The organism is Gammaproteobacteria bacterium, assembly GCA_021647245.1.
Lineage (GTDB): Bacteria > Pseudomonadota > Gammaproteobacteria > RBG-16-57-12 > RBG-16-57-12 > JAFLJP01.
In genome coordinates, this window is sequence record JAKIVC010000003.1 from 34,711 (window position 1) to 54,182 (window position 19,472).

Below are 19,472 nucleotides of genomic sequence, written 5' to 3' on the forward strand. Positions count from 1 at the left end.
AGCCCCTTTTTTACTTAATGGGATGAGCGATTGCGGGGTGCCGCACTCCGTCCCGCTGCCCTCCGCTGCCCTTGACCCTGCCCTCTGCGTGGCTGTGCGGGCCTTCTTGTGCTATTTGTCGAGATTGTTGGGACTTTGTCTTTAGGTTCAAACCCCTCAATAACATCGCGCTCAAACTTACGCCCGATAACACGTTCAATAGCATGCAACTGCTTTGACTCATCAATACTGACTAGTGAGATCGCAAGGCCGTTGGAACCGGCACGACCAGTGCGACCAATGCGGTGCACATAATCTTCTGGCACCTGTGGCAAGTCAAAATTAACCACATAGGGGAGCTGATCAATATCAATACCACGGGCCGCAATATCAGTGGCCACCAGCACTGCAATACTACCCTTTTTAAAATTATCCAGTGCCCGGGTACGTGCGCCCTGACTCTTGTCTCCGTGAATAGCTGCGGCTTGAATTCCGACGCTATCCAACTGTCGAGCCAGCCGGTTTGCACCGTGTTTAGTACGGCTGAAAACCAGCACTTGATGCCAATTATTAGTTTTGATCAAGTGGATCAGCACATCACGTTTCTGTGATTTATCCACCGGGTGAATAATTTGTTTAATGTTGTCTGCCGTGCAGTTAGCAGCCGCCACCTCAACGTAAATAGGGTTATTAATCATCCCCTTCGCCAGCGCTTTGATCTCTTTTGAAAAGGTGGCAGAGAACATCAGCGTTTGGCGTTTTACCGGCAACAGTTTTTGGATGCGGCGAATGTCGTGGATAAAACCCATATCCAACATCCGATCCGCTTCATCCAGCACCAGCACTTCCAGCTGATCAAAATTGATAGCGCGTTGATTATAAAGATCCATCAAACGCCCCGGCGTGGCCACCAGCACATCCAACCCACCTTGTAATTTGGAAATTTGCGGGCCAGCTTTCACCCCACCAAAGACCACCGCAGAGCGAATATTAAGGTAACGACTGTAGTTCTGCACGCTTTCGGCCACTTGGGCTGCCAGCTCGCGTGTGGGTGTGAGCACCAATGCGCGCACCTGCTTGGCTGCCGGGCGTTTACCCGCTGCCAGGCGCTGCACCATCGGTAACGTAAAGCTGGCCGTTTTACCGGTGCCGGTTTGCGCTGCCGCCATTACATCGCGATGGCTGAGTACCGCCGGAATCGCTTCCAGCTGAATCGGTGAGGGTTTTTCATAACCTTGCTCTGCAACTGCTTTTAACAGCTCATCACACAGGCCGAGGGAAGAAAATGACATAAACAATATTCCTTGGATCAATTCATACGCTGTCCAGAAATATCGCTTAAGCGTTACTCTCGACTTGAATGCCGCGCAGTATACGCTAATTCAGCTCAATATGGTGCGCACTCCATACAAAAAAGGCGTGGTGAGTAAAATAATGAACTCACCACGCCTTTTATTGTGTTACGCCCGCAGCGCCCGCTTTATAAACGAAAGCGTGACACAATTGTCTGCAAATCACTCGCCAACTGCGCCAGCTCATCGGTGGCAGTCACCGTGTGCAGCGCCGTCTGTTCAGTGCTTTGAGAGACCTCGGTGACCTCTGTAACATTTTGGGTTATCTCATCGGCAACAGCCGACTGCTCGGTTGCCGCTGTGGCAATTTGCTGGAAACGGCTTGAGAGGCTATCTACCACGGTCACAATTTCCTCCAGCGCACTGCCCGCCTTGGCAACCAACTCAACACCGCTCTCCACCTCCTGCTTACCCACATTCATGGAGTGAACCGCCGACTCAGTACCACTCTGAATGTTTTTGATCATATCGGCAATCTCCTGAGTTGCCACCGTGGTACGACTAGCCAGTGACCGCACTTCATCGGCAACCACTGCGAAACCACGCCCCTGCTCACCTGCTCGGGCCGCCTCAATGGCTGCATTCAGTGCCAGCAGGTTTGTTTGGTTGGCAATATCTTCAATCACCGAGACAATCTGGCCAATCTGATCCGAATGTTTGGCCAGCTCGCCAACGTTATCAGCAGTATCTTGAACCGCACTGGAGATGCGCGACATGCCATCGATACTTTGTCGAACAATATCACCACCCGAGGTCGCCGCCTGAGAGGCCAGCTCTGCCGCCTGAGCCGCTTCGCTGGTGTTATTACACACCTCAGTAGAGGTGGCGCCCAGCTCATTAATTGCCGCAGAGACACTGTCCATCTGCCGGCTCTGACTCTCGGCACCGGTGGCCATTTCTCGCGATGCAACCGCAATTTGCTCCGTTGCAGAAGCTAGCTGCTCAGCAGAACCCGAAATTTTTGCCACTATCTGATTAAGACTACCCGCCATCTCATTAATTGATGTTGAAAGGTTACCGATCTCATCATCGCCACGCACCTCCAACCGGACACTCAAATCCCCCTCAGCGATGGCATTGGCAGCACGGGTCACCTCTTGTACTGGACCAATAATCATTTTACTGGTCAGCAGATAAAAGACCGCAAAGGCCAACAGTGACATCAGCAACATGCCCACAACCGCCCAGAAAATGTAAGCGCTTTTCTTCTCAGCCAGCTGCACAAAGCGGACGGTAAGGCCATCACTCAATTTGAATAGCGTATTGGACCCCACGAGCACATCCTGCTTTGCCAGCGCAAAGGCATCCGAACCAATTTTTGCACTTTTCAGGCGATCCACCGCATCAACAAAGCGCGCCAGCTCTGTCTCTATAACAGAAATCTTGCTCAGCACCTCAGCATCACTACTCCCGGCGAAATAGGCCGCTTGGCTCAACGTAAAATCAGTAGGATATTCACCACCACGCTTCATCGCCTGCAGTGTTTTACTGAAAATGGTCAGTGCCGCTTCATAGCCATCCAGGTTCGGTATTAAACGCTGCTTGCCCAGTGCAATATCATTGGAGTAGTGAAGAACAAAACGTCGAATACCCAGCAGATCACCCATCTCAACCGGAGTACCCAGCAGCTGGGTATGGCAATCAGCACAAGCCGCTACCGTTGCCCTATCCGGTGTATAAAAATTGAGATAGAGCTGGCCATCCCTCGCAACCTCTTTGAAATAGAGTTCCTCACCATTTTTATTTAACGCGGCAAAGGCATCACGATCTATCTGATCACGCAAGCCCATCTCCGAATTGATTGGATTATCGGTGATAATTTCAACTGAAATAGCACTTTTCTCTGAAAACCGCTCACTCACCATGCGCGCAAAAGTAGCGGGGTAAGGGACCTCCTTCTGGCCATCCGGATGCATGGAGAGAGGGAGTCCCATTGACTTAACCGGAGCCACCACACTCGAAGTATACACAGTACGCATCTGCGTAATATATTCATCCAGTTTCTGGACTTCTAAGGTTGCTGTTTGCAAGCTACTTTTTGCCAGAATATAGCTTAGAATATCTTTACCCATCATCTGGCTCAACATGCGCTGCTTACCCACTGCGTTCACCACTTCTGAGTCATGTTGGCTGTTTGCCAGTGAGGTGAAAATAATGACACTGCAAAGTATCAATAACACGCCAAAAAAGACGGAAAGCATTAAACCTTTTTGTTTGAGATTAAGGCTTTTCATGCGGCCTCCTAGTTAAGTTAAAGTCCATATATTCTTCCCTTTCTTCCCCACAAAAAGAAGCAAGCAGAAGCCACGCTACCCGAGGTGTGACTATAGTAACGGCCAATACGTTTTTAGCTTTATTTTGGTATAGACATTTTAGGAGTAGACTCCCTATCTACCCCTTGCCAGATATTACAGGCACAAAAAAACCCGCCGAAGCGGGTTTTGCTGGACGATCAACCAACCGCTATTTTTTTTTCGGTGCATAGAGGTCAGTACAGCTCCCCTCGGCCATTTCAGCGGCAAAGTTAATAGTTTCAGAAAGGGTGGGATGTGGATGTATTGTCAGGGCAATATCTTCCACATCCGCTCCCATCTCCAGTGCCAATACTGCCTCTGCAATTAACTCACCGGCGTTGGTACCAACAATCGCCGCGCCGATGATTTTATGATTTTCATCGAACAGCAGCTTGGTTAACCCCTCATCACGACCAATGGAGAGCGAGCGACCCGAGGCGGCCCAAGGAAAGGCGCCTTTGGTATATTGAATACCCTCTTTTTTACACTCCTCTTCGGTTTTACCCATCCACGCCACTTCGGGGTCCGTGTAGGCAACCGATGGGATAGTGCGCGCATCGAAGAATGACTTTTCACCGGCAATGTTTTGTGCCGCCACTTTGCCTTCATGGGTCGCCTTGTGAGCCAGCATCGGTTGGCCCACCACATCGCCAATGGCGAAGATATGATCCACATTGGTGCGCTGCTGCTTATCAACCTCGATAAAGCCCCACTCATTGACTGCAACACCGGCTTTTTCTGCGTCAATCAGCTTGCCATTAGGGGTGCGGCCTATGGAGACCAGTACCCGGTCAAAAGTATCGGTTGCGGGAGCATCCTTACCTTCGAAGGTACAGAGCAGCCCGGCATCCGTTGACTCAATGGCTGAAACCTTTGTGTTGGTGTAGATGTTTTCATAGCGCTTTTTAATACGTCGTTCCAGTGGCCGCACGATGTCGCGGTCAACACCCGGAATCAGGCCGGCGGAGAGTTCAACCACGGTGACATTTGCACCCAGTGCGTCATAGACCGTCGCCATCTCCAGGCCGATAATGCCGCCACCCACCACCAGTAGTCGCTTGGGAATCTCTTTAATCTCCAGTGCATCGGTTGAGTCCATGACACGGGGATCATCCCACGGAATAAAGGGCAATTTGGTAACGCGGGAGCCTGCTGCAATAATACAGCTCTGGAAACCAATGGTTTGTTTGCTACCATCAGCGGCCTCTACCTCAAGGGTATGTGCTGAGGTGAATTTTCCATAGCCGTGGACTATTTTCACCTTACGCTGTTTGGCGAGACCTTTTAAGCCACCGGTCAGTTTACCGACAATCGAGTTTTTATAATCGCGCAGCTGTTCCAGATCCACCTCGGGCTTGTTGAATTTAACCCCAATGTGTTCAAACTCTTCTGCTTCATTGATCACCTGTGCGGTATGCAACAGTGCCTTGGAGGGGATACAGCCCACATTCAGACAGACACCGCCAATGCTCTCATAACGCTCAATCAGCACCACCTGCTTACCCAGATCAGCCGCCCGAAACGCCGCCGTATAACCACCTGGCCCAGACCCCAACACCACCACTTCGGTGCTGATGTCCACATCACCTGCAAAATTAACGGCGGCGGGAGCTGGCGTGTGCACGGTTTGCACCCCTTCTGTCTTTGCTACTGTGGAAGCAACCCCACCGACTTCCAGTAGGAGCACTGCACTTCCTTTGGAGACGTTGTCACCGACCTTCAGCAGAATTTCTCTAACCACACCTCCTTGTGGAGCGGGGATCTCCATCGAGGCTTTATCCGACTCAACTGTGATCAGTGACTGCTCTTCTGCAATGGAGTCACCCACACTCACCAAAATTTCAATCACTTCAACCGTGTCGAAGTCACCAATATCGGGGACATTTATCTCAATTAGATTGCTCATGGATTTCCTCTCATCACAACAACAGGCGGCGTGTATCGGATAATACACGACTAAGGAAGGTGGTAAAACGAGCGCCATCCGCGCCATCAATGACACGGTGGTCATATGAGAGTGACAGTGGCAACATCAAGCGCGGCTCAAACTCTTTACCATTCCAGACTGGCTGCATCTTCGAACGAGAGACACCTAAGATGGCCACCTCAGGTGCATTGACGATGGGTGTGAACTGGGTGCCACCGATACCACCGAGACTAGAGATAGTAATTGAACCACCTTGCATATCAGAGGGCTTGAGTTTTTTATCACGCGCCTTGACGCTGATCTCACCCAACTCTACCGCCAGTTCGACAATGCTTTTATGATCCACATCGCGCACCACCGGCACCACCAAGCCATCGGGCGTATCAATGGCGATACCGACATTGAAGTAGCTCTTCATAATCAAGTTTTCACCACTGGAGTCCAGTGATGAGTTAAAACGCGGGTATTGTTTCATGGCCGAGACCAGCGCTTTCATCAGGAAAACCAAGGGTGTAATACGAATCCCTTTCTCTTTATAGTCTGCTGCCAGCTCCTTACGAAACGCCTCCATATCAGTCACATCAGCCTCATCGAACTGAGTCACATGGGGAATGGTGACCCAGTTACGATGTAGAAATTGACCCGTCAATTTGTTGATTTTAGAGAGTGGCTGAGACTCAACCTCACCCCATTGGCTGAAGTCGATCTCCGGCATCGGCGCAACGCCTAAGCCACCGCCGGCAGGCTGGCTCATAGCATGTTTCACAAAGCCCTGCACATCCTGTTTGAGGATACGTCCTTTGCGCCCCGTGCCATCTACTCGGCCCAAGTCTACCCCTAACTCACGGGCAAATTTTCGTACCGAGGGCGAGGCATAAGCTTTCGAGAAGCTCACCTCATCAATTTTTGCGGTGGGCGATTGACGAGCAGGTCTGGGTGCTACTTTGGCTGTTGGCAGCGCTACGCTCGACTCCGTTGTTTTTGCAGCCGGTGTCACCTCAGCTTCAGTGGCTTTGGCGGATGCCGATTCGGTACTGGGCTCTAAAACAATCAGCGGACTACCTTCCGCAATACGATCACCCAAGGCAACCTTGATCTCTTTGATTACACCCGCTTCGGGGCAAGGGATCTCCATCGAGGCTTTATCTGACTCTACTGAAATCAACGAATCATCAGCGGCGACGGTGTCGCCCACTGAGACCAAAATCTCAATAACTTCAACATCTGCGAAGTCACCAATATCAGGAACAAGTATCTCTTTACTCATGATCTTCCTTCTCTCCGCCTAGTTATACAGAGGGTTTGGTTTTTCTGAATCAAGTCCGTACTTGGCAATCGCCTCTTCTACCTTTTTGGCCGGAAGTTTCCCTTCATCTGCCAACGCCTTCAGTGCCGCAAGGACTACGCTGAAACTGTCCACTTCAAAGTGACGGCGCAAATTGGCGCGAATATCCGAGCGGCCAAAGCCATCGGTACCCAGCACCACATATTGTCCTGGCACCCATTTACGAATCTGATCCGCATAGTTACGAATATAGTCCGTTGCCGCAATGAAGGGGCCTTCACGATCTTGTAGCATCTGGGCAACATAGGGCAGACGCTGCTCTTTGGCAGGATTCAAGCGGTTCCAACGCTCACAATCTTCACCTTGGCGACTCAGTTCATTAAAGCTGGTAGCACTCAAAATATCAGACTCGATACCCCAGTCATCTTTAAGCATCTCCGATGCCTTAATCACTTCACGGAAGATGGTGCCGGAGCCCATCAACTGAACCTTAAGCTTCTTCTTGCCACCTTTGCGGAACTCATACATGCCTTTGATGATGCCCTCTTCAACGCCTTCCGGCATCGCTGGCATGGTGTAGTTTTCATTCATGGTGGTGACATAGTAGAAAACATTCTCCTGCTCGCCATACATGCGACGCAAACCATCATGGATAATGACCGCCAACTCATAACCAAAGGTGGGGTCATAGCTGACGCAATTAGGAATAGTGCCCGCCTGAACCAGCCCGTGGCCATCCTGATGCTGTAGCCCCTCACCCGACAAGGTAGTACGGCCCGCCGTGGCTCCAATCAGAAAGCCTCGTGCCTGCATATCACCCGCTGCCCACGCCAAGTCGCCAATGCGTTGGAAACCAAACATCGAGTAGTAGATGTAGAATGGCACCATGTTGACGTTATGGTTGGCATAGGAGGTGGCTGCGGCAATCCAGGACGACATGGCACCCGCTTCATTAATACCCTCTTCCAGAATCTGGCCCGATTTGTCCTCTTTATAGAACATGATCTCATCTTTATCCTGTGGGGTATAAAGCTGCCCCACCGAAGAGTAGATACCCAGCTGGCGGAACATCCCCTCCATACCGAAGGTGCGCGCCTCATCGGGAACAATCGGCACCACATATCTGCCCATCTTTTTGTCACGGCACAACAGCGTCAACAGACGCACGTAGACCATAGTGGTGGACATCTCTTTTTCGCCTGACCCTTTCAAAAGAGCGGCGAAAGTCTCCAGCGGGGGCACCTCAAGCGGTGCAGCATTTTGATTGCGCTGTGGCAGGTAGCCACCCAGCTCTTTGCGACGGGCGTGCATATACTGCATTTCAGGACTTTTCGCATCAGGCACATAATACTTACCCGCCGCCGCATCCTCATCATTCAGCGGGATATTAAAGCGATCACGCACATAGATCATCTCATCGCCCGCCAGCTTTTTCTGTGAGTGGGTACGGTTTTGTGCTTCACCCGCCGAACCCATACCATACCCTTTAACGGTGTGGGCCAACACAACCGTCGGCTGACCTTCGGTATTCATAGCATTATGATAGGCCGCATATACTTTATGAGGATCGTGGCCACCACGATTCAAGCGCCAAATATCATCATCCGACATTTTGGAAACCATCTCCAGCAGCTCTGGATATTTACCAAAAAAGTGCTCTCGAACATAAGCGCCATCCTTCGCCTTGTAGTTCTGTAAATCACCATCCACGCATTCCATCATGCGCTTTTGCAGCAATCCGCTGGTATCTTTCGCCAGCAGTGGGTCCCAATAGGAGCCCCACAAAACCTTAACCACATTCCAGCCCGCACCCCGGAACATCGCCTCCAGCTCTTGAACAATTTTACCGTTACCACGCACCGGCCCATCGAGCCGTTGCAGGTTACAGTTGATCACCCAGGCCAGGTTATCCAAATTTTCCCGCGAAGCCAGCGAGATAGCACCTAGTGATTCAGGCTCATCACACTCGCCATCACCCAAAAAAGCCCAGACTTTACGCTGCTGAGTATTGGCAATGCCTCGATCCTGAAGGTACTTCATAAACCGCGCCTGGTAGATCGACATAATCGGCCCCAGCCCCATGGAGACGGTCGGGAATTGCCAGAAGTCCGGCATCAAATACGGGTGTGGATATGAGGGCAGACCTTTACCATCCACCTCTTGGCGGAAATGGTCCATCTGCTCTTCTGTCAAACGCCCCTCCAGAAAGGCGCGGGCATAGGTCCCCGGTGATGCGTGCCCTTGTGAGTAGATCAGATCACCACCGTGCTCATGACTGGGTGCGCGCCAAAAGTGGTTGAAACCGACATCATACAAAACCGCTGAAGAGGCAAAAGAGGCGATGTGCCCGCCCAGTTCGGAAGCCTTGCGGTTCGCTTTGACCACCATGGCAATCGCATTCCAGCGAATAAAGGAGCGGATTCGATCCTCAATCGCCTGATCACCCGGAATAGGCGCCTCCATATGGGTTGGAATGGTATTCACGTAAGCGGTATTCGCAGAGTAGGGTAAATTAGCACCCGAGCGACGCGCCTTATCAATCATCTGTTCCAGCAGGAAATGGGCACGTTCGACCCCTTCGGTCTCAATAACCGCTTCCAGGGCTTCCAGCCACTCCTGGGTTTCAACTGCATCGATATCGGGTATCTGTGATTGCTGAGACATATGCTCCAACCTCTCATTATTGATTCAAACCGCCTCCCTTACTTGGGGACAACGGTGGCATAGCGGGCTAACACCACGCATATTTATATGGGGTGTGAAAATGCGCTATGATCAGGGTTTTCCGTCATAAGGTCAAGCACAGCGCACTGTTCACAACAAAATATGAATATCATATATCTTTAATTTACAGGGTGTTACAAAACTATCCTATTACTTAATGATACCACTATTTAGTAAGCCATCCTGTAAAACACGGGGTAAAATTGCTAAAGGATCTCACTACTCAGCCGATTCATCACCCAGACTAAAAGCCTCTATTTACGGGGTAATGACATAGAAACAACACCAACAGGATGTTACTTTGTAACGCGCAAATAGACAGGTGGTACAAGCGTATGGTGCAGACAGAACATCTACAGCCCGGCATGACATTGCACAGTGATGTTCGCGACAGCTATGGTCGCTTGCTGGTCAAAACAGATACCGTGCTAACGGCCCACTACATAAAGGTACTCAAAACCTGGGGGATTACTGAAGTGAGCGTTGACGGAGGCTCGACCGAAGAGAAGCCACTACAACAGAGCATCACTCCAGCCACCCACGCTGCGATCAAACGTGCTCACGAAATTGCCAATGACTTATTCAGTCTAGCCAACCAGCAACATCCCGTCATGCAACAGCTATTCGATATTAGCGTACAACACATTGCTATCGAGCTGGATAGCGGGGAAAAGCGTGATAAACATGTATGATCTTGAGGCGCTTATTTCCCGCACCACTACACTGGCCACACCGCCCTCGACATATTATCAACTGAACAACGCGATCAATAACCCCAACTCAAGCCTGAAGGATATTAGCAACATTATAAATCAGGATGCCTCGCTCACTGCCCAGTTATTACGCATTGCCAATAGTGCCTTTTTCAGTTTTCCGGCAGAAATCACCACCGTAGCGCAAGCCATTACTATTGTTGGAATACAACAGTTACGCGAGCTCACCTTAGCCTGCGCTATGCTCAGGGCATTTCCATCCATCCCCAACGACGACTTCAACATAAACGGTTTTTGGCAGCACAGCCTGGGTGTTGCCGTGGCTTCGCGCGTGATTGCCACCCTACGAAAAGAGTCTAATATTGAGCGTTATTATGTGCTGGGTCTTTTACATGACATTGGCCGCATTGTCATCTGCCTGGGCGACCCTGGTGAGGCTCGTAAACTCCTGCAAACGGCTCATCAATCCAAACGACTACTGCACCAAACGGAGCTTGCCATGTGGCAGATTGACCACGGTGAAATTGGTGCCCGTTTTTTAGCACACTGGCACCTTCCCCCCTCGATTCATCAACCCATTCACCACCACCATCACCCTGAAAGTGCAGAGCACTATCAAGATGAGTGTGCCACACTTCATATGGCAGACATCATTGCCCACGCACTGCAACTGGGAAACAGCGGCGAAAAACGCATTGCGCCACTCTCTGATATGGCCTGGCAGCGGCTTGGGATCACCTTGGAACAACTGCCAGAAATGACAGAACAGGTCAAAATGCAGTACAACGAATCAATCAAACTATTTAAGAGCACTCTGCACTCGTGAAACCCTCAACCACAATCCCAGATGATGACCTGCAACAGTGGCACGAGCTGACACTGGAGCTGCTAACCTCCCTAAACGGCATGTACGGTTCATCCAGTCAGAGCCGGGATGTCGGTGCGATATTCGCCACCAGCCTGAGTTACATACAACGCACAATCAATTTTAAAAGCCTGGCCATTCTCACCATTGATGAAGCGGATGCCTCATTCAATCTCACTCACTGGAAGCCTGATGAGCATTACGAGCCGCTGCAACAGCAGGTTGATAGATTAATTGAAAGCGGCCAGTTTGCCTGGGCCATCCAGCAAAACCGCCCGGTCACCATGGAGTCTAAAGAAAAGGATAAACCGGTTATTCTGCACGTTCTCACCACAAAAACCCGGGTGCGGGGTATGTTTATCGGTGTGAGCGAAGTACCCTTTGATCAACTCTCTGCCACTCGTCTAAGCCTGCTCTCTGTTATTCTGCACAACTGCGCCTCAGCACTAGAAAGTTCAGCACTGTACAACCTAATTCAACAGCAAAATCGCACCCTGACGAATGCGATTGACCAGCGCACTCAAGAGCTCGAATACCGGCTTGGCCACGACCCGCTTACCGGCCTGGCAAATCGAATGCTGTTTCAAGATCGCGTGGAACAAGCGATCAGTAATGCCCACCGTCACAAAACCAAGCTGGCGATTTTACTGCTCGATATCGACCTGTTTAGCCGAATCAATGAGAGCATGGGGCACAGTGCCGGTGATGAACTATTAAAAGCCGTTGCCAACCGGCTCAACAATACACTGCGAAACAGCGACTCCATTGGCAGGCCCGCCGATGATAAAAACAACATCAGCATCTCCCGCTTAGGTGGTGATGAGTTCAGCCTACTGATTATCGACCTCGAAGATGTTGACAACATCATCAACATTATTCGAAGAATTTTTGAAGTCATCTCAACACCCTTTTCACTACAGGGCCAAGAGGTACTCATTACGTTAAGCATCGGTATATCACTCTTTCCCACCGATAGTGAAGAGACCGCCACACTATTGCAAAAAGCAGATGTCGCAATGCATCATGCAAAAGAAGAGGGGCGTAACAACTACCAGTTTTACTCTGAAGAGATCAACTGTATCAGCTATCAACACCTGGTCATCGAGAGTCAGTTGCGACATGCCATCGAAAACCATGAATTCAAACTCTTCTACCAACCCAAAATTGATGTAAAAACACAGACGATTACCGGTGCCGAAGCCCTTATCCGCTGGATCAAGAGCGATGGCAGTATCGTCCCGCCGAACGACTTCATTTCGATAGCTGAACACTCAGGCCAGATCATTCAAATTGGTGAGTGGGTACTTCAAGAAGCGTGCAGGCAAGCCAAAGAGTGGTTAGATCTGGGGTTAGAGCAAAAGATTGCCGTCAACATATCTGCTCAGCAATTCAAAGACAGCTTATTGATAGAAAAGATAAAAAATGCGCTCAGCCAAAGCCAGCTGCCACCCGCGTTGCTCGAGCTGGAGATCACCGAAAGTACTATCATGCAAAATAGCACCCGCTGTATCGATACCCTTCAAGCCATTCACCAGCTGGGGATTACACTCTCAATTGATGACTTTGGTGTCGGGTACTCATCACTGAGCTACCTTAAACGCTTCCCCATCGACACACTGAAAATTGACCGCTCTTTCGTAAAAGATATCGAACATGACAAGAGTGATGCCGCCATTGTCACCGCCATTATCGCCCTTGCCCACAGCCTTCACCTCAACGTTGTTGCCGAAGGAGTGGAAGAGGCCGTACAAGCCAGATTCCTTTGCACCCTACACTGTGAAATGATCCAGGGATTCCTCTACAGTAAACCTGTACCGGCTGATGAATATCTTGCGTTGTTAAATATACCGATTAAAAAACACTAACGCCCCCTGCACCAGGACCTTCAAAAAGGGAAATAATCATTTAATCCCTATGCGTGTCAGTAGATGTGGCGACTTCTGGCTTGCCTCCGAACATCTCCAACCGACTCAGCAACACACCCAGTTCGAACAGTAGCCACATGGGTACGGCCAGCAGTGTTTGTGAGAAGATATCTGGTGGAGTCAGCAACATGCCCAAAGCAAACGCGCCTACAATGACATAGGGTCTTTTCGCCAGTAGTTTTTGCGGTGTAGTGATGCCACTGCGCACTAAAATAATGGTCAATACTGGCACTTCAAATACCACACCAAAGGCGAAGAACATTTTGAGTATAAAGTCGAGATAGCTCGAGATATCGGTCATCACCGTGACCCCTTCGGGTGCCATTGCAGTGAAAAAACCAAAAACCAGCGGAAAAACAGCATAGTAGGCGAATAAGGCACCCAGATAAAAAAGGGTGACGCTCATAAACAGCAGGGGGAAAACCAGGCGACGTTCATGTTTGTAAAGCCCTGGCGCGATAAAGCCCCACAGTTGGTACAGCACCACGGGGATGGCGGCAAAGATGGCGGCAACCAGTGATAGCTTGAAGGGTGCCATGAAGGGTGATGATACCTGAGTGGCAATCATGCTAGTGTCTGTGGGAAGATGTTTTAACAGCGGCTGCGCGACAAAGTTGTAGAGTTCGTTGGCAAAGGGGTAGATAGCTACCAGTGCGATGAGGATCGCCACCACAGAGATAATGAGTCGATTACGCAACTCACTGAGGTGCTGTATAAGCGATTGCTGGGGGTGAACCGGTGCATCACTCATGGTTGTTTTGGCGGCAAATGCTTATTTGCACTATTTATTTCATTGGGTTTTGCTTGAATATCAAGTGCCTCTGTGGCGCTCTGCTCTATTTTTTGTTCCGTCTCTTGGCGCAATACTTCGGCATTATGAAACTCCCGTTTCATTTCGCTTTTGGTGTTATTGACCCAGTAACGAATTTTCCCAAACCAGTAGCCACCGGTGCGTACCAGCCCCGGCAAACGCTCTGGGCCGACCACAAACAACGCAACCACAGCGACCACAGCCATTTCAAAGAAGCCGATATCAAACACGGGATCAACAGAGGCAGCGTTAGCTGCGCTCTGCCTCCTTCTTTGGTGTTTCGCCCTCGACCACTTTTGCAGCGGCATCCGCTGATGGCTGATGCTCTACTGAAGAGGGGGTTGTTTGAGGTGGGGCGGCATCTTTTTCACCATCACTCATTGCGTTTTTGAAGCCTTTAACCGCATCACCTGCATCTTTACCCATGTTTTTCAGTTTTTTGGTACCAAACAGCAGTACGACAATCACTAGCAGAATTAACAGCTGCCAAACACTTATGCCACCCATAACTAACTCCTCACTCTTTCGTGAACGTGGGTAGATTATTGCCACCCAGTAGATGTATATGTAGGTGGAAGACCTCTTGTCCGCCACCTTTTCCTGTATTGATGATAGTGCGGAAGCCGCTTTCAAGCCCCTGTTTTTTGGCCAGCGACTGCTGAATCTTGATCATGTGCGCCATTAATGGGTCGTGGCTATCATCGATCTCGGCCAAACTTTCTATGTGTTGTTTAGGAATAGTCAGCAAGTGCACCTGGGTGCGGGGGTTAATATCTTTAAAAACCAGAACCTTGTCATCTTCATATACAATGTTGGCTGGAATATCACCCGCCACAATTTTGCAAAAAACACAGTCACTCATGGGTTATTTATCCTTTCTGGCTACTTTTTCGGCGTGGCCAGAGAGGCCAAAGCGCCGTTCAAGCTCATTTAACACATCATCAGGCCCCAACCCCTTATGGGCTAACAATACCATGGTGTGAAACCAGAGATCTGCTACTTCGTAGACAATTTTATCATTTTCACCGTCTTTGGCCGCCATCACGGTTTCTGTTGCCTCTTCGCCTATTTTTTTAAGGATAGCATCCAACCCTTTATGATAGAGACTTGCAACGTAGGAGTCATCGGCACTTTGCTGCTTGCGCTGCTCCAGTACCTGCGCTAACTGAATTAAGGTCTGTTCGCTCATGATTTCCCGTAGATTTCGTTAGGGTTTTTGATAACCGGCTCAACACGCTGCCATTGGCTGTTTTGTAACTGCTGGTAAAAACAACTGTGTCGCCCGGTATGACAGGCTACTCCCTGCTGTTCAACTTTTAGCAATATCACATCGTTGTCGCAATCGAGACGTATATCCAGCACCTTTTGGGTATGGCCGGAGCGCTCTCCCTTGTGCCAGAGTTTGCCCCGGGAGCGTGACCAGTATACGGCTTCGCCAATGCGAGCGGTCATCTCCAGTGCTTCGCGGCTCATCCACGCAAACATCAATATCGTACCGCTGTCTGCTTCCTGAGTAATCACCGGAACCAAGCCATCACCACTCCATTTAATGACATCGAGCCACTCTGTTTTATTCATTAAAGACGCACCTCAATACCTTGTGCCGCCATACACTGTTTCGCTTGTTCGACGCTGTATTCTCCAAAATGAAAAATACTGGCCGCCAGTACGGCCTCTGCCCCACCCTTGATAACACCATCGGCCAGATGCTCCAGCTTGCCGACACCCCCTGAGGCGATAACAGGCACGGGGACAGCGTCACTCACTGCGCGAACCAGTGCAAGGTCAAAGCCATTTTTGGTGCCATCGCGATCCATGCTGGTGAGTAATATTTCACCCGCACCGTAGTCAGTCATGCGTTTTGCCCAGCTAACGGCATCGATGCCGGTGGGCTTGCGCCCGCCGTGGGTAAATATTTCCCAGTGTGGCGCTTCACCCTTGGAGGAGACGCATTTGGCATCAATGGCGACCACAATACACTGACTGCCAAAGCGCTCCGCCGCCTCGCGCACAAATTCTGGGCGAGACACGGCTGCGCTATTGATGGCTACTTTATCGGCACCGGCGTTTAACATGATACGAATATCATCGTTACTGCGTATCCCACCCCCCACTGTAAGCGGAATAAACACCTGACTTGCGACCTCTTCGACCACATGCACGATAGTATCCCGATCGTGGGCGGTGGCGGTTATATCAAGGAACACCAGCTCATCAGCCCCTTGCTCATCGTAGCGACGCGCAACCTCTACCGGATCACCCGCATCACGAATATCTACAAACTGCACGCCTTTGACAACGCGGCCATTATCCACATCAAGGCAGGGGATGATTCGTTTTGCTAGACCCATTTTGTCCTCTTTATAACGGTGAGTGAGGGATTTATTTTAATCGTTACCGGCTACAAAGCTTGTCAGCTAGCGTTTGCCCTTCGGCAAAGTCGAGGCCTCCTTCGTAGATGGCACGACCGGTTATTGCACCTGAAATCCCCTCGTCCGCGACCTCACTCAGGGCACGAATATCATCAATATTGGTAATACCACCGGAGGCGATAATGGGGATATTGACCGCTTGTGCCAACTTAACGGTTGCTTCCACGTTAACCCCCTGCATCATTCCATCACGGCTGATGTCGGTATATATGATTGCTTCAACACCATCATTTTCAAAGTGTTTTGCCATATCAATAACATCGTGCTTGGAAAGTTTTGACCAACCATCAATGGCCACTTTGCCATCCTTGGCATCCAGACCAACGATGATATGTCCCGGAAATTCAAGACACAAATCACCCACAAAGTCAGGTTCATTGACTGCTTTGGTGCCAATAATGGCAAACTGCACACCCGCATCCAGGTATGACTGCACGGTACTTTTGCTGCGAATGCCGCCACCAATCTGAATAGGCAGATCAGGAAACTCTTTGCTGATGCGGTGAATCACCTCAGCATTAACCGGTCGCCCAGCAAAGGCACCGTCCAGATCCACCAGATGCAAACGCCGTGCACCTGCCTCAACCCAACGAGCTGCCATGGCCACCGGATCGTCTGAAAAAACAGTGTCATCCTCCATACGTCCCTGACGGAGCCGAACACACTTTCCCTCTTTAAGATCAATCGCAGGTATTAACAACATGAGTACAATTTCCTCGTTTTGATAACAAACGCTATATTATTACACATCCCAATTCAGGAAATTTGCGTATAACTGCAAACCGTCATTGGCACTTTTTTCGGGATGAAACTGGGTCGCAAAGATATTTTCATGATGGAGTGCAGAGGCGATCTGAACACCGTATTCGGTTGTGGCTGAACAGGCTGCAACTTCTGCGGCCGGCGCATAATAACTGTGCACAAAATAGAAACGGCTATCCTGTGATATTTTCTCCCACATGGGATGAGAGAGGGCCTTTTGATGAACCTGATTCCACCCCATGTGGGGCACTTTCAGCGGAGCGTATTCAGCTTTTCCTGAAAAAGTATCTGCAAAAAAACGAATCTCCCCCGGCAGGATGTTTAAGCCGTCTGTGCCACCATTTTCTGCGCTGTGTGACAGCAGTGCCTGCATACCGACACAGACAGCCAGCAACGGCTTGCTAGCCGCTACTTCGCTCACCACTTGATCGATTCCCAGGCGTTTTATTTCGGCCATGCAGTCACGAATAGCACCCACTCCCGGAAGCACCACGCGGTCTGCTTTAACAATTGTCTCAGCGTCTGATGTCACGACCACCCGGGTATCCGTTGCCACTTTCTCTAACGCCTTGGCAACCGAGTGGAGGTTGCCCATTCCATAATCGATAACAGCCACTGTTTTCATGTTTTCAATCCTGACTTTACAAGGAGCCCTTGGTGGAGGGCATCTGATCACCTAGGCGCTCATCAAGCTCCACTGCATTACGTAGTGCGCGACCAAAGGCTTTGAAGATAGTTTCTGCAATATGGTGTGCATTGCGCCCACGCAAGGTGTCGATGTGCAGTGTTACACCTGCATGGTTAACAAAGCCCTGAAAAAACTCGTAGAACAGCTCGGTATCAAAGCCACCAATTGAGGCGCGGGTAAACGCCACATGGTACTCCAGGCCCGGGCGACCAGAGAAGTCGATCACTACTCGGGATAGTGCTTCATCAAGGGGGCAATAGGCGTGCCCGTAACGACGGATACCACGTTTGTCACCCACCGCTTTAGCAAAAGCCTGGCCCAGTGTAATACCGATATCCTCTACGGTGTGGTGTGCGTCGATATGCAGGTCACCTGTTGCGATGATCTCAAGGTCGAGCATGCCGTGGCGTGCAATTTGATCAAGCATATGTTCCAAAAATGCAACACCGGTATCTAGGCTGGCTTTTCCGCTGCCATCTAGGTTGATACTCACCGCAACCTGGGTCTCCAAGGTATTGCGTTTTACACTGGCTGTACGTGCCATATTGCTCTCCAATCAATTATTGCACTACGCTAAAGCAGTGTAGTGAGTGCTTTGATAAAGGCTTGATTCTCTTCAGGTGTGCCTACGGTCACCCGCAGGCAGTCTTGCAGCAAGCCACCTTGGGGCGTTAAGTTTTTAATCAAGATGCCCGACTGTTTGAGCTTATCAAAAATATCGTTGCCCCGCCCTTCGGGTACGCGAAACAGGATGAAATTGGCGGCACTGGGAAAAACCTCCAGCAGTGCAATCTCTTCAAGTGCTACCATCAGCAGAGTTCGATCAGCGCGAATGGCGGCAGTCTGTTTTGCAAAAACATCGGCATGCTGAAGTGCAAAGTCGGCGCTGACCTGGGTGAGTACATTGATGTTGTACGGAAGACGTACCTTATCGATTTCAGCCAGCCAGGCAGGCGGCCCGACCAGCAGGCCCAGGCGCAAACCCGCCAGACCTAACTTGGATAGAGTACGCATCACTAACAGGTTCGGATAGTTGCCCAGCGCTCCCATGAAGCTGTGATCGGCAAAGGCGTGGTAGGCCTCATCGACAATAACCAAGCCATCGGCGGCCTCAATAATTGCCTTCACTTGCTGCTCAGAAAACATGTTGCCGGTTGGGTTGTTTGGGTAGGCTAAGAAAATCAGTGCCGGTTGCTGCGCTTCAATTGCCGCGAGCATGGCGGGCATATCCAGCGAGAAGTCCTGCTTTAGTGGCACACCAATATAGTCCATCGCCACAAACCCGGCGATCATTTTATACATCACAAACCCAGGCTCAGGTGCCATAATAGCGCGCCCAGGTGCAGCCACGGCCATGGCGAGCATCTGAATGATTTCATCCGAGCCGTTACCCAGCACGATATCCATTCCGTCGGGTACCTCAAGCGCTTGCTTAAGGCGCAAACTTAACGCTTTTGCGCCCGAATCAGGATAGCGATTCACATCGGTAGCGCCCAGCAGCTTCTGCCACTCTTCTCGCATCGATGCTGGCCATCTGTAGGGGTTTTCCATAGCATCCAGTTTTATCATGCCGCTGGCATCAGGTACAGGGTAGGCGTGAAGGGCGCGAATTTCAGGGCGAATCCAGCGCTTCATACGGTTATCTATCGAGTTCATCGTTGAGATCTAATATCGCTGCGGGTTAATAGGTTGAGGCGTTGAGATTTAAAAAACCA

At 50.3% G+C, this 19,472-nt stretch carries 19 protein-coding genes; 3 read left to right on the forward strand and 16 right to left on the reverse strand.

What is annotated here, in order from left to right; all coding sequences use genetic code 11:
• Window positions 1-14 precede the first annotated feature (14 nt).
• The 5 genes from L3J94_01490 to aceE all read right to left on the reverse strand — a co-directional run bounded on the left by L3J94_01490 (window position 15) and on the right by aceE (window position 9,501).
• Window positions 15-1,271: a DEAD/DEAH box helicase gene (locus L3J94_01490; protein ID MCF6217428.1), complete on the reverse strand. Its 1,257-nt coding sequence runs from the start codon at window positions 1,269-1,271 to the stop codon at window positions 15-17.
• Window positions 1,272-1,459: 188 nt separating this feature from the next.
• Window positions 1,460-3,565, reverse strand: a complete 2,106-nt coding sequence (locus tag L3J94_01495) for a methyl-accepting chemotaxis protein (GenBank protein MCF6217429.1) — start codon at window positions 3,563-3,565, stop codon at window positions 1,460-1,462.
• Window positions 3,566-3,794: 229 nt separating this feature from the next.
• Window positions 3,795-5,531, reverse strand: coding sequence for a dihydrolipoyl dehydrogenase (lpdA, locus tag L3J94_01500; GenBank protein MCF6217430.1), 1,737 nt, complete (start codon window positions 5,529-5,531; stop codon window positions 3,795-3,797).
• A gap of 13 nt (window positions 5,532-5,544) precedes the next feature.
• Complete coding sequence (gene aceF / locus L3J94_01505) at window positions 5,545-6,819, reverse strand: dihydrolipoyllysine-residue acetyltransferase (protein MCF6217431.1); 1,275 nt, start codon at window positions 6,817-6,819, stop codon at window positions 5,545-5,547.
• An 18-nt stretch (window positions 6,820-6,837) separates the two neighbouring features.
• The gene (gene aceE / locus L3J94_01510) at window positions 6,838-9,501 is read right to left on the reverse strand and encodes a pyruvate dehydrogenase (acetyl-transferring), homodimeric type (protein ID MCF6217432.1); all 2,664 of its coding nucleotides are present in this window, start codon (window positions 9,499-9,501) and stop codon (window positions 6,838-6,840) included.
• A 395-nt stretch (window positions 9,502-9,896) separates the two neighbouring features.
• Between aceE and L3J94_01515 the strand changes: the two genes are divergently transcribed.
• Genes L3J94_01515 through L3J94_01525 form a run of 3 tightly spaced genes read left to right on the forward strand, consistent with a single transcriptional unit; the run spans window position 9,897 to window position 13,004 of the window.
• Window positions 9,897-10,253 carry a hypothetical protein gene (locus L3J94_01515; GenBank protein MCF6217433.1) on the forward strand — a complete coding sequence of 119 codons (357 nt, stop codon included), beginning with the start codon at window positions 9,897-9,899 and terminating at the stop codon, window positions 10,251-10,253.
• Window positions 10,246-11,100, forward strand: coding sequence for an HDOD domain-containing protein (locus L3J94_01520; protein MCF6217434.1), 855 nt, complete (start codon window positions 10,246-10,248; stop codon window positions 11,098-11,100). The genes L3J94_01515 and L3J94_01520 overlap by 8 nt, the downstream gene beginning before the upstream one ends.
• Window positions 11,097-13,004: a bifunctional diguanylate cyclase/phosphodiesterase gene (locus L3J94_01525; GenBank protein ID MCF6217435.1), complete on the forward strand. Its 1,908-nt coding sequence runs from the start codon at window positions 11,097-11,099 to the stop codon at window positions 13,002-13,004. Before L3J94_01520 ends, L3J94_01525 begins: the two co-directional genes overlap by 4 nt.
• Window positions 13,005-13,044: 40 nt before the next feature.
• On the opposite strand, the gene tatC is transcribed toward L3J94_01525, so the two are convergent.
• Genes tatC through hisC form a run of 11 tightly spaced genes read right to left on the reverse strand, consistent with a single transcriptional unit; the run spans window position 13,045 to window position 19,413 of the window.
• The gene (gene tatC, locus L3J94_01530) at window positions 13,045-13,815 is read right to left on the reverse strand and encodes a twin-arginine translocase subunit TatC (GenBank protein ID MCF6217436.1); all 771 of its coding nucleotides are present in this window, start codon (window positions 13,813-13,815) and stop codon (window positions 13,045-13,047) included.
• Window positions 13,812-14,081: a hypothetical protein gene (locus tag L3J94_01535; protein MCF6217437.1), complete on the reverse strand. Its 270-nt coding sequence runs from the start codon at window positions 14,079-14,081 to the stop codon at window positions 13,812-13,814. The genes tatC and L3J94_01535 overlap by 4 nt, the downstream gene beginning before the upstream one ends.
• 43 nt (window positions 14,082-14,124) lie before the next feature.
• Window positions 14,125-14,382 (reverse strand): Sec-independent protein translocase subunit TatA, encoded by a 258-nt coding sequence (tatA, locus tag L3J94_01540; GenBank protein MCF6217438.1) that lies wholly within the window; start codon window positions 14,380-14,382, stop codon window positions 14,125-14,127.
• A gap of 10 nt (window positions 14,383-14,392) precedes the next feature.
• Window positions 14,393-14,737: a histidine triad nucleotide-binding protein gene (locus L3J94_01545; GenBank protein ID MCF6217439.1), complete on the reverse strand. Its 345-nt coding sequence runs from the start codon at window positions 14,735-14,737 to the stop codon at window positions 14,393-14,395.
• Window positions 14,738-14,740: 3 nt separating this feature from the next.
• A complete protein-coding gene (locus L3J94_01550) occupies window positions 14,741-15,064 on the reverse strand; it encodes a phosphoribosyl-ATP diphosphatase (GenBank protein MCF6217440.1) in 324 nt (107 codons plus the stop codon).
• Window positions 15,061-15,453 carry a phosphoribosyl-AMP cyclohydrolase gene (gene hisI / locus L3J94_01555; GenBank protein MCF6217441.1) on the reverse strand — a complete coding sequence of 131 codons (393 nt, stop codon included), beginning with the start codon at window positions 15,451-15,453 and terminating at the stop codon, window positions 15,061-15,063. The genes L3J94_01550 and hisI overlap by 4 nt, the downstream gene beginning before the upstream one ends.
• The gene (gene hisF, locus L3J94_01560; GenBank protein MCF6217442.1) at window positions 15,453-16,226 is read right to left on the reverse strand and encodes an imidazole glycerol phosphate synthase subunit HisF; all 774 of its coding nucleotides are present in this window, start codon (window positions 16,224-16,226) and stop codon (window positions 15,453-15,455) included. The genes hisI and hisF overlap by 1 nt, the downstream gene beginning before the upstream one ends.
• Window positions 16,227-16,269: 43 nt before the next feature.
• Window positions 16,270-17,010 carry a 1-(5-phosphoribosyl)-5-[(5-phosphoribosylamino)methylideneamino]imidazole-4-carboxamide isomerase gene (gene hisA, locus L3J94_01565; GenBank protein ID MCF6217443.1) on the reverse strand — a complete coding sequence of 247 codons (741 nt, stop codon included), beginning with the start codon at window positions 17,008-17,010 and terminating at the stop codon, window positions 16,270-16,272.
• A gap of 39 nt (window positions 17,011-17,049) precedes the next feature.
• On the reverse strand, window positions 17,050-17,694 hold the full coding sequence (hisH, locus tag L3J94_01570; protein MCF6217444.1) for an imidazole glycerol phosphate synthase subunit HisH: 645 nt from the start codon (window positions 17,692-17,694) through the stop codon (window positions 17,050-17,052).
• Window positions 17,695-17,710: 16 nt separating this feature from the next.
• Window positions 17,711-18,301, reverse strand: coding sequence for an imidazoleglycerol-phosphate dehydratase HisB (hisB, locus tag L3J94_01575; protein MCF6217445.1), 591 nt, complete (start codon window positions 18,299-18,301; stop codon window positions 17,711-17,713).
• Between the two features lie 29 nt (window positions 18,302-18,330).
• A complete protein-coding gene (gene hisC / locus L3J94_01580; GenBank protein MCF6217446.1) occupies window positions 18,331-19,413 on the reverse strand; it encodes a histidinol-phosphate transaminase in 1,083 nt (360 codons plus the stop codon).
• Between the last annotated feature and the right edge of the window lie 59 nt (window positions 19,414-19,472).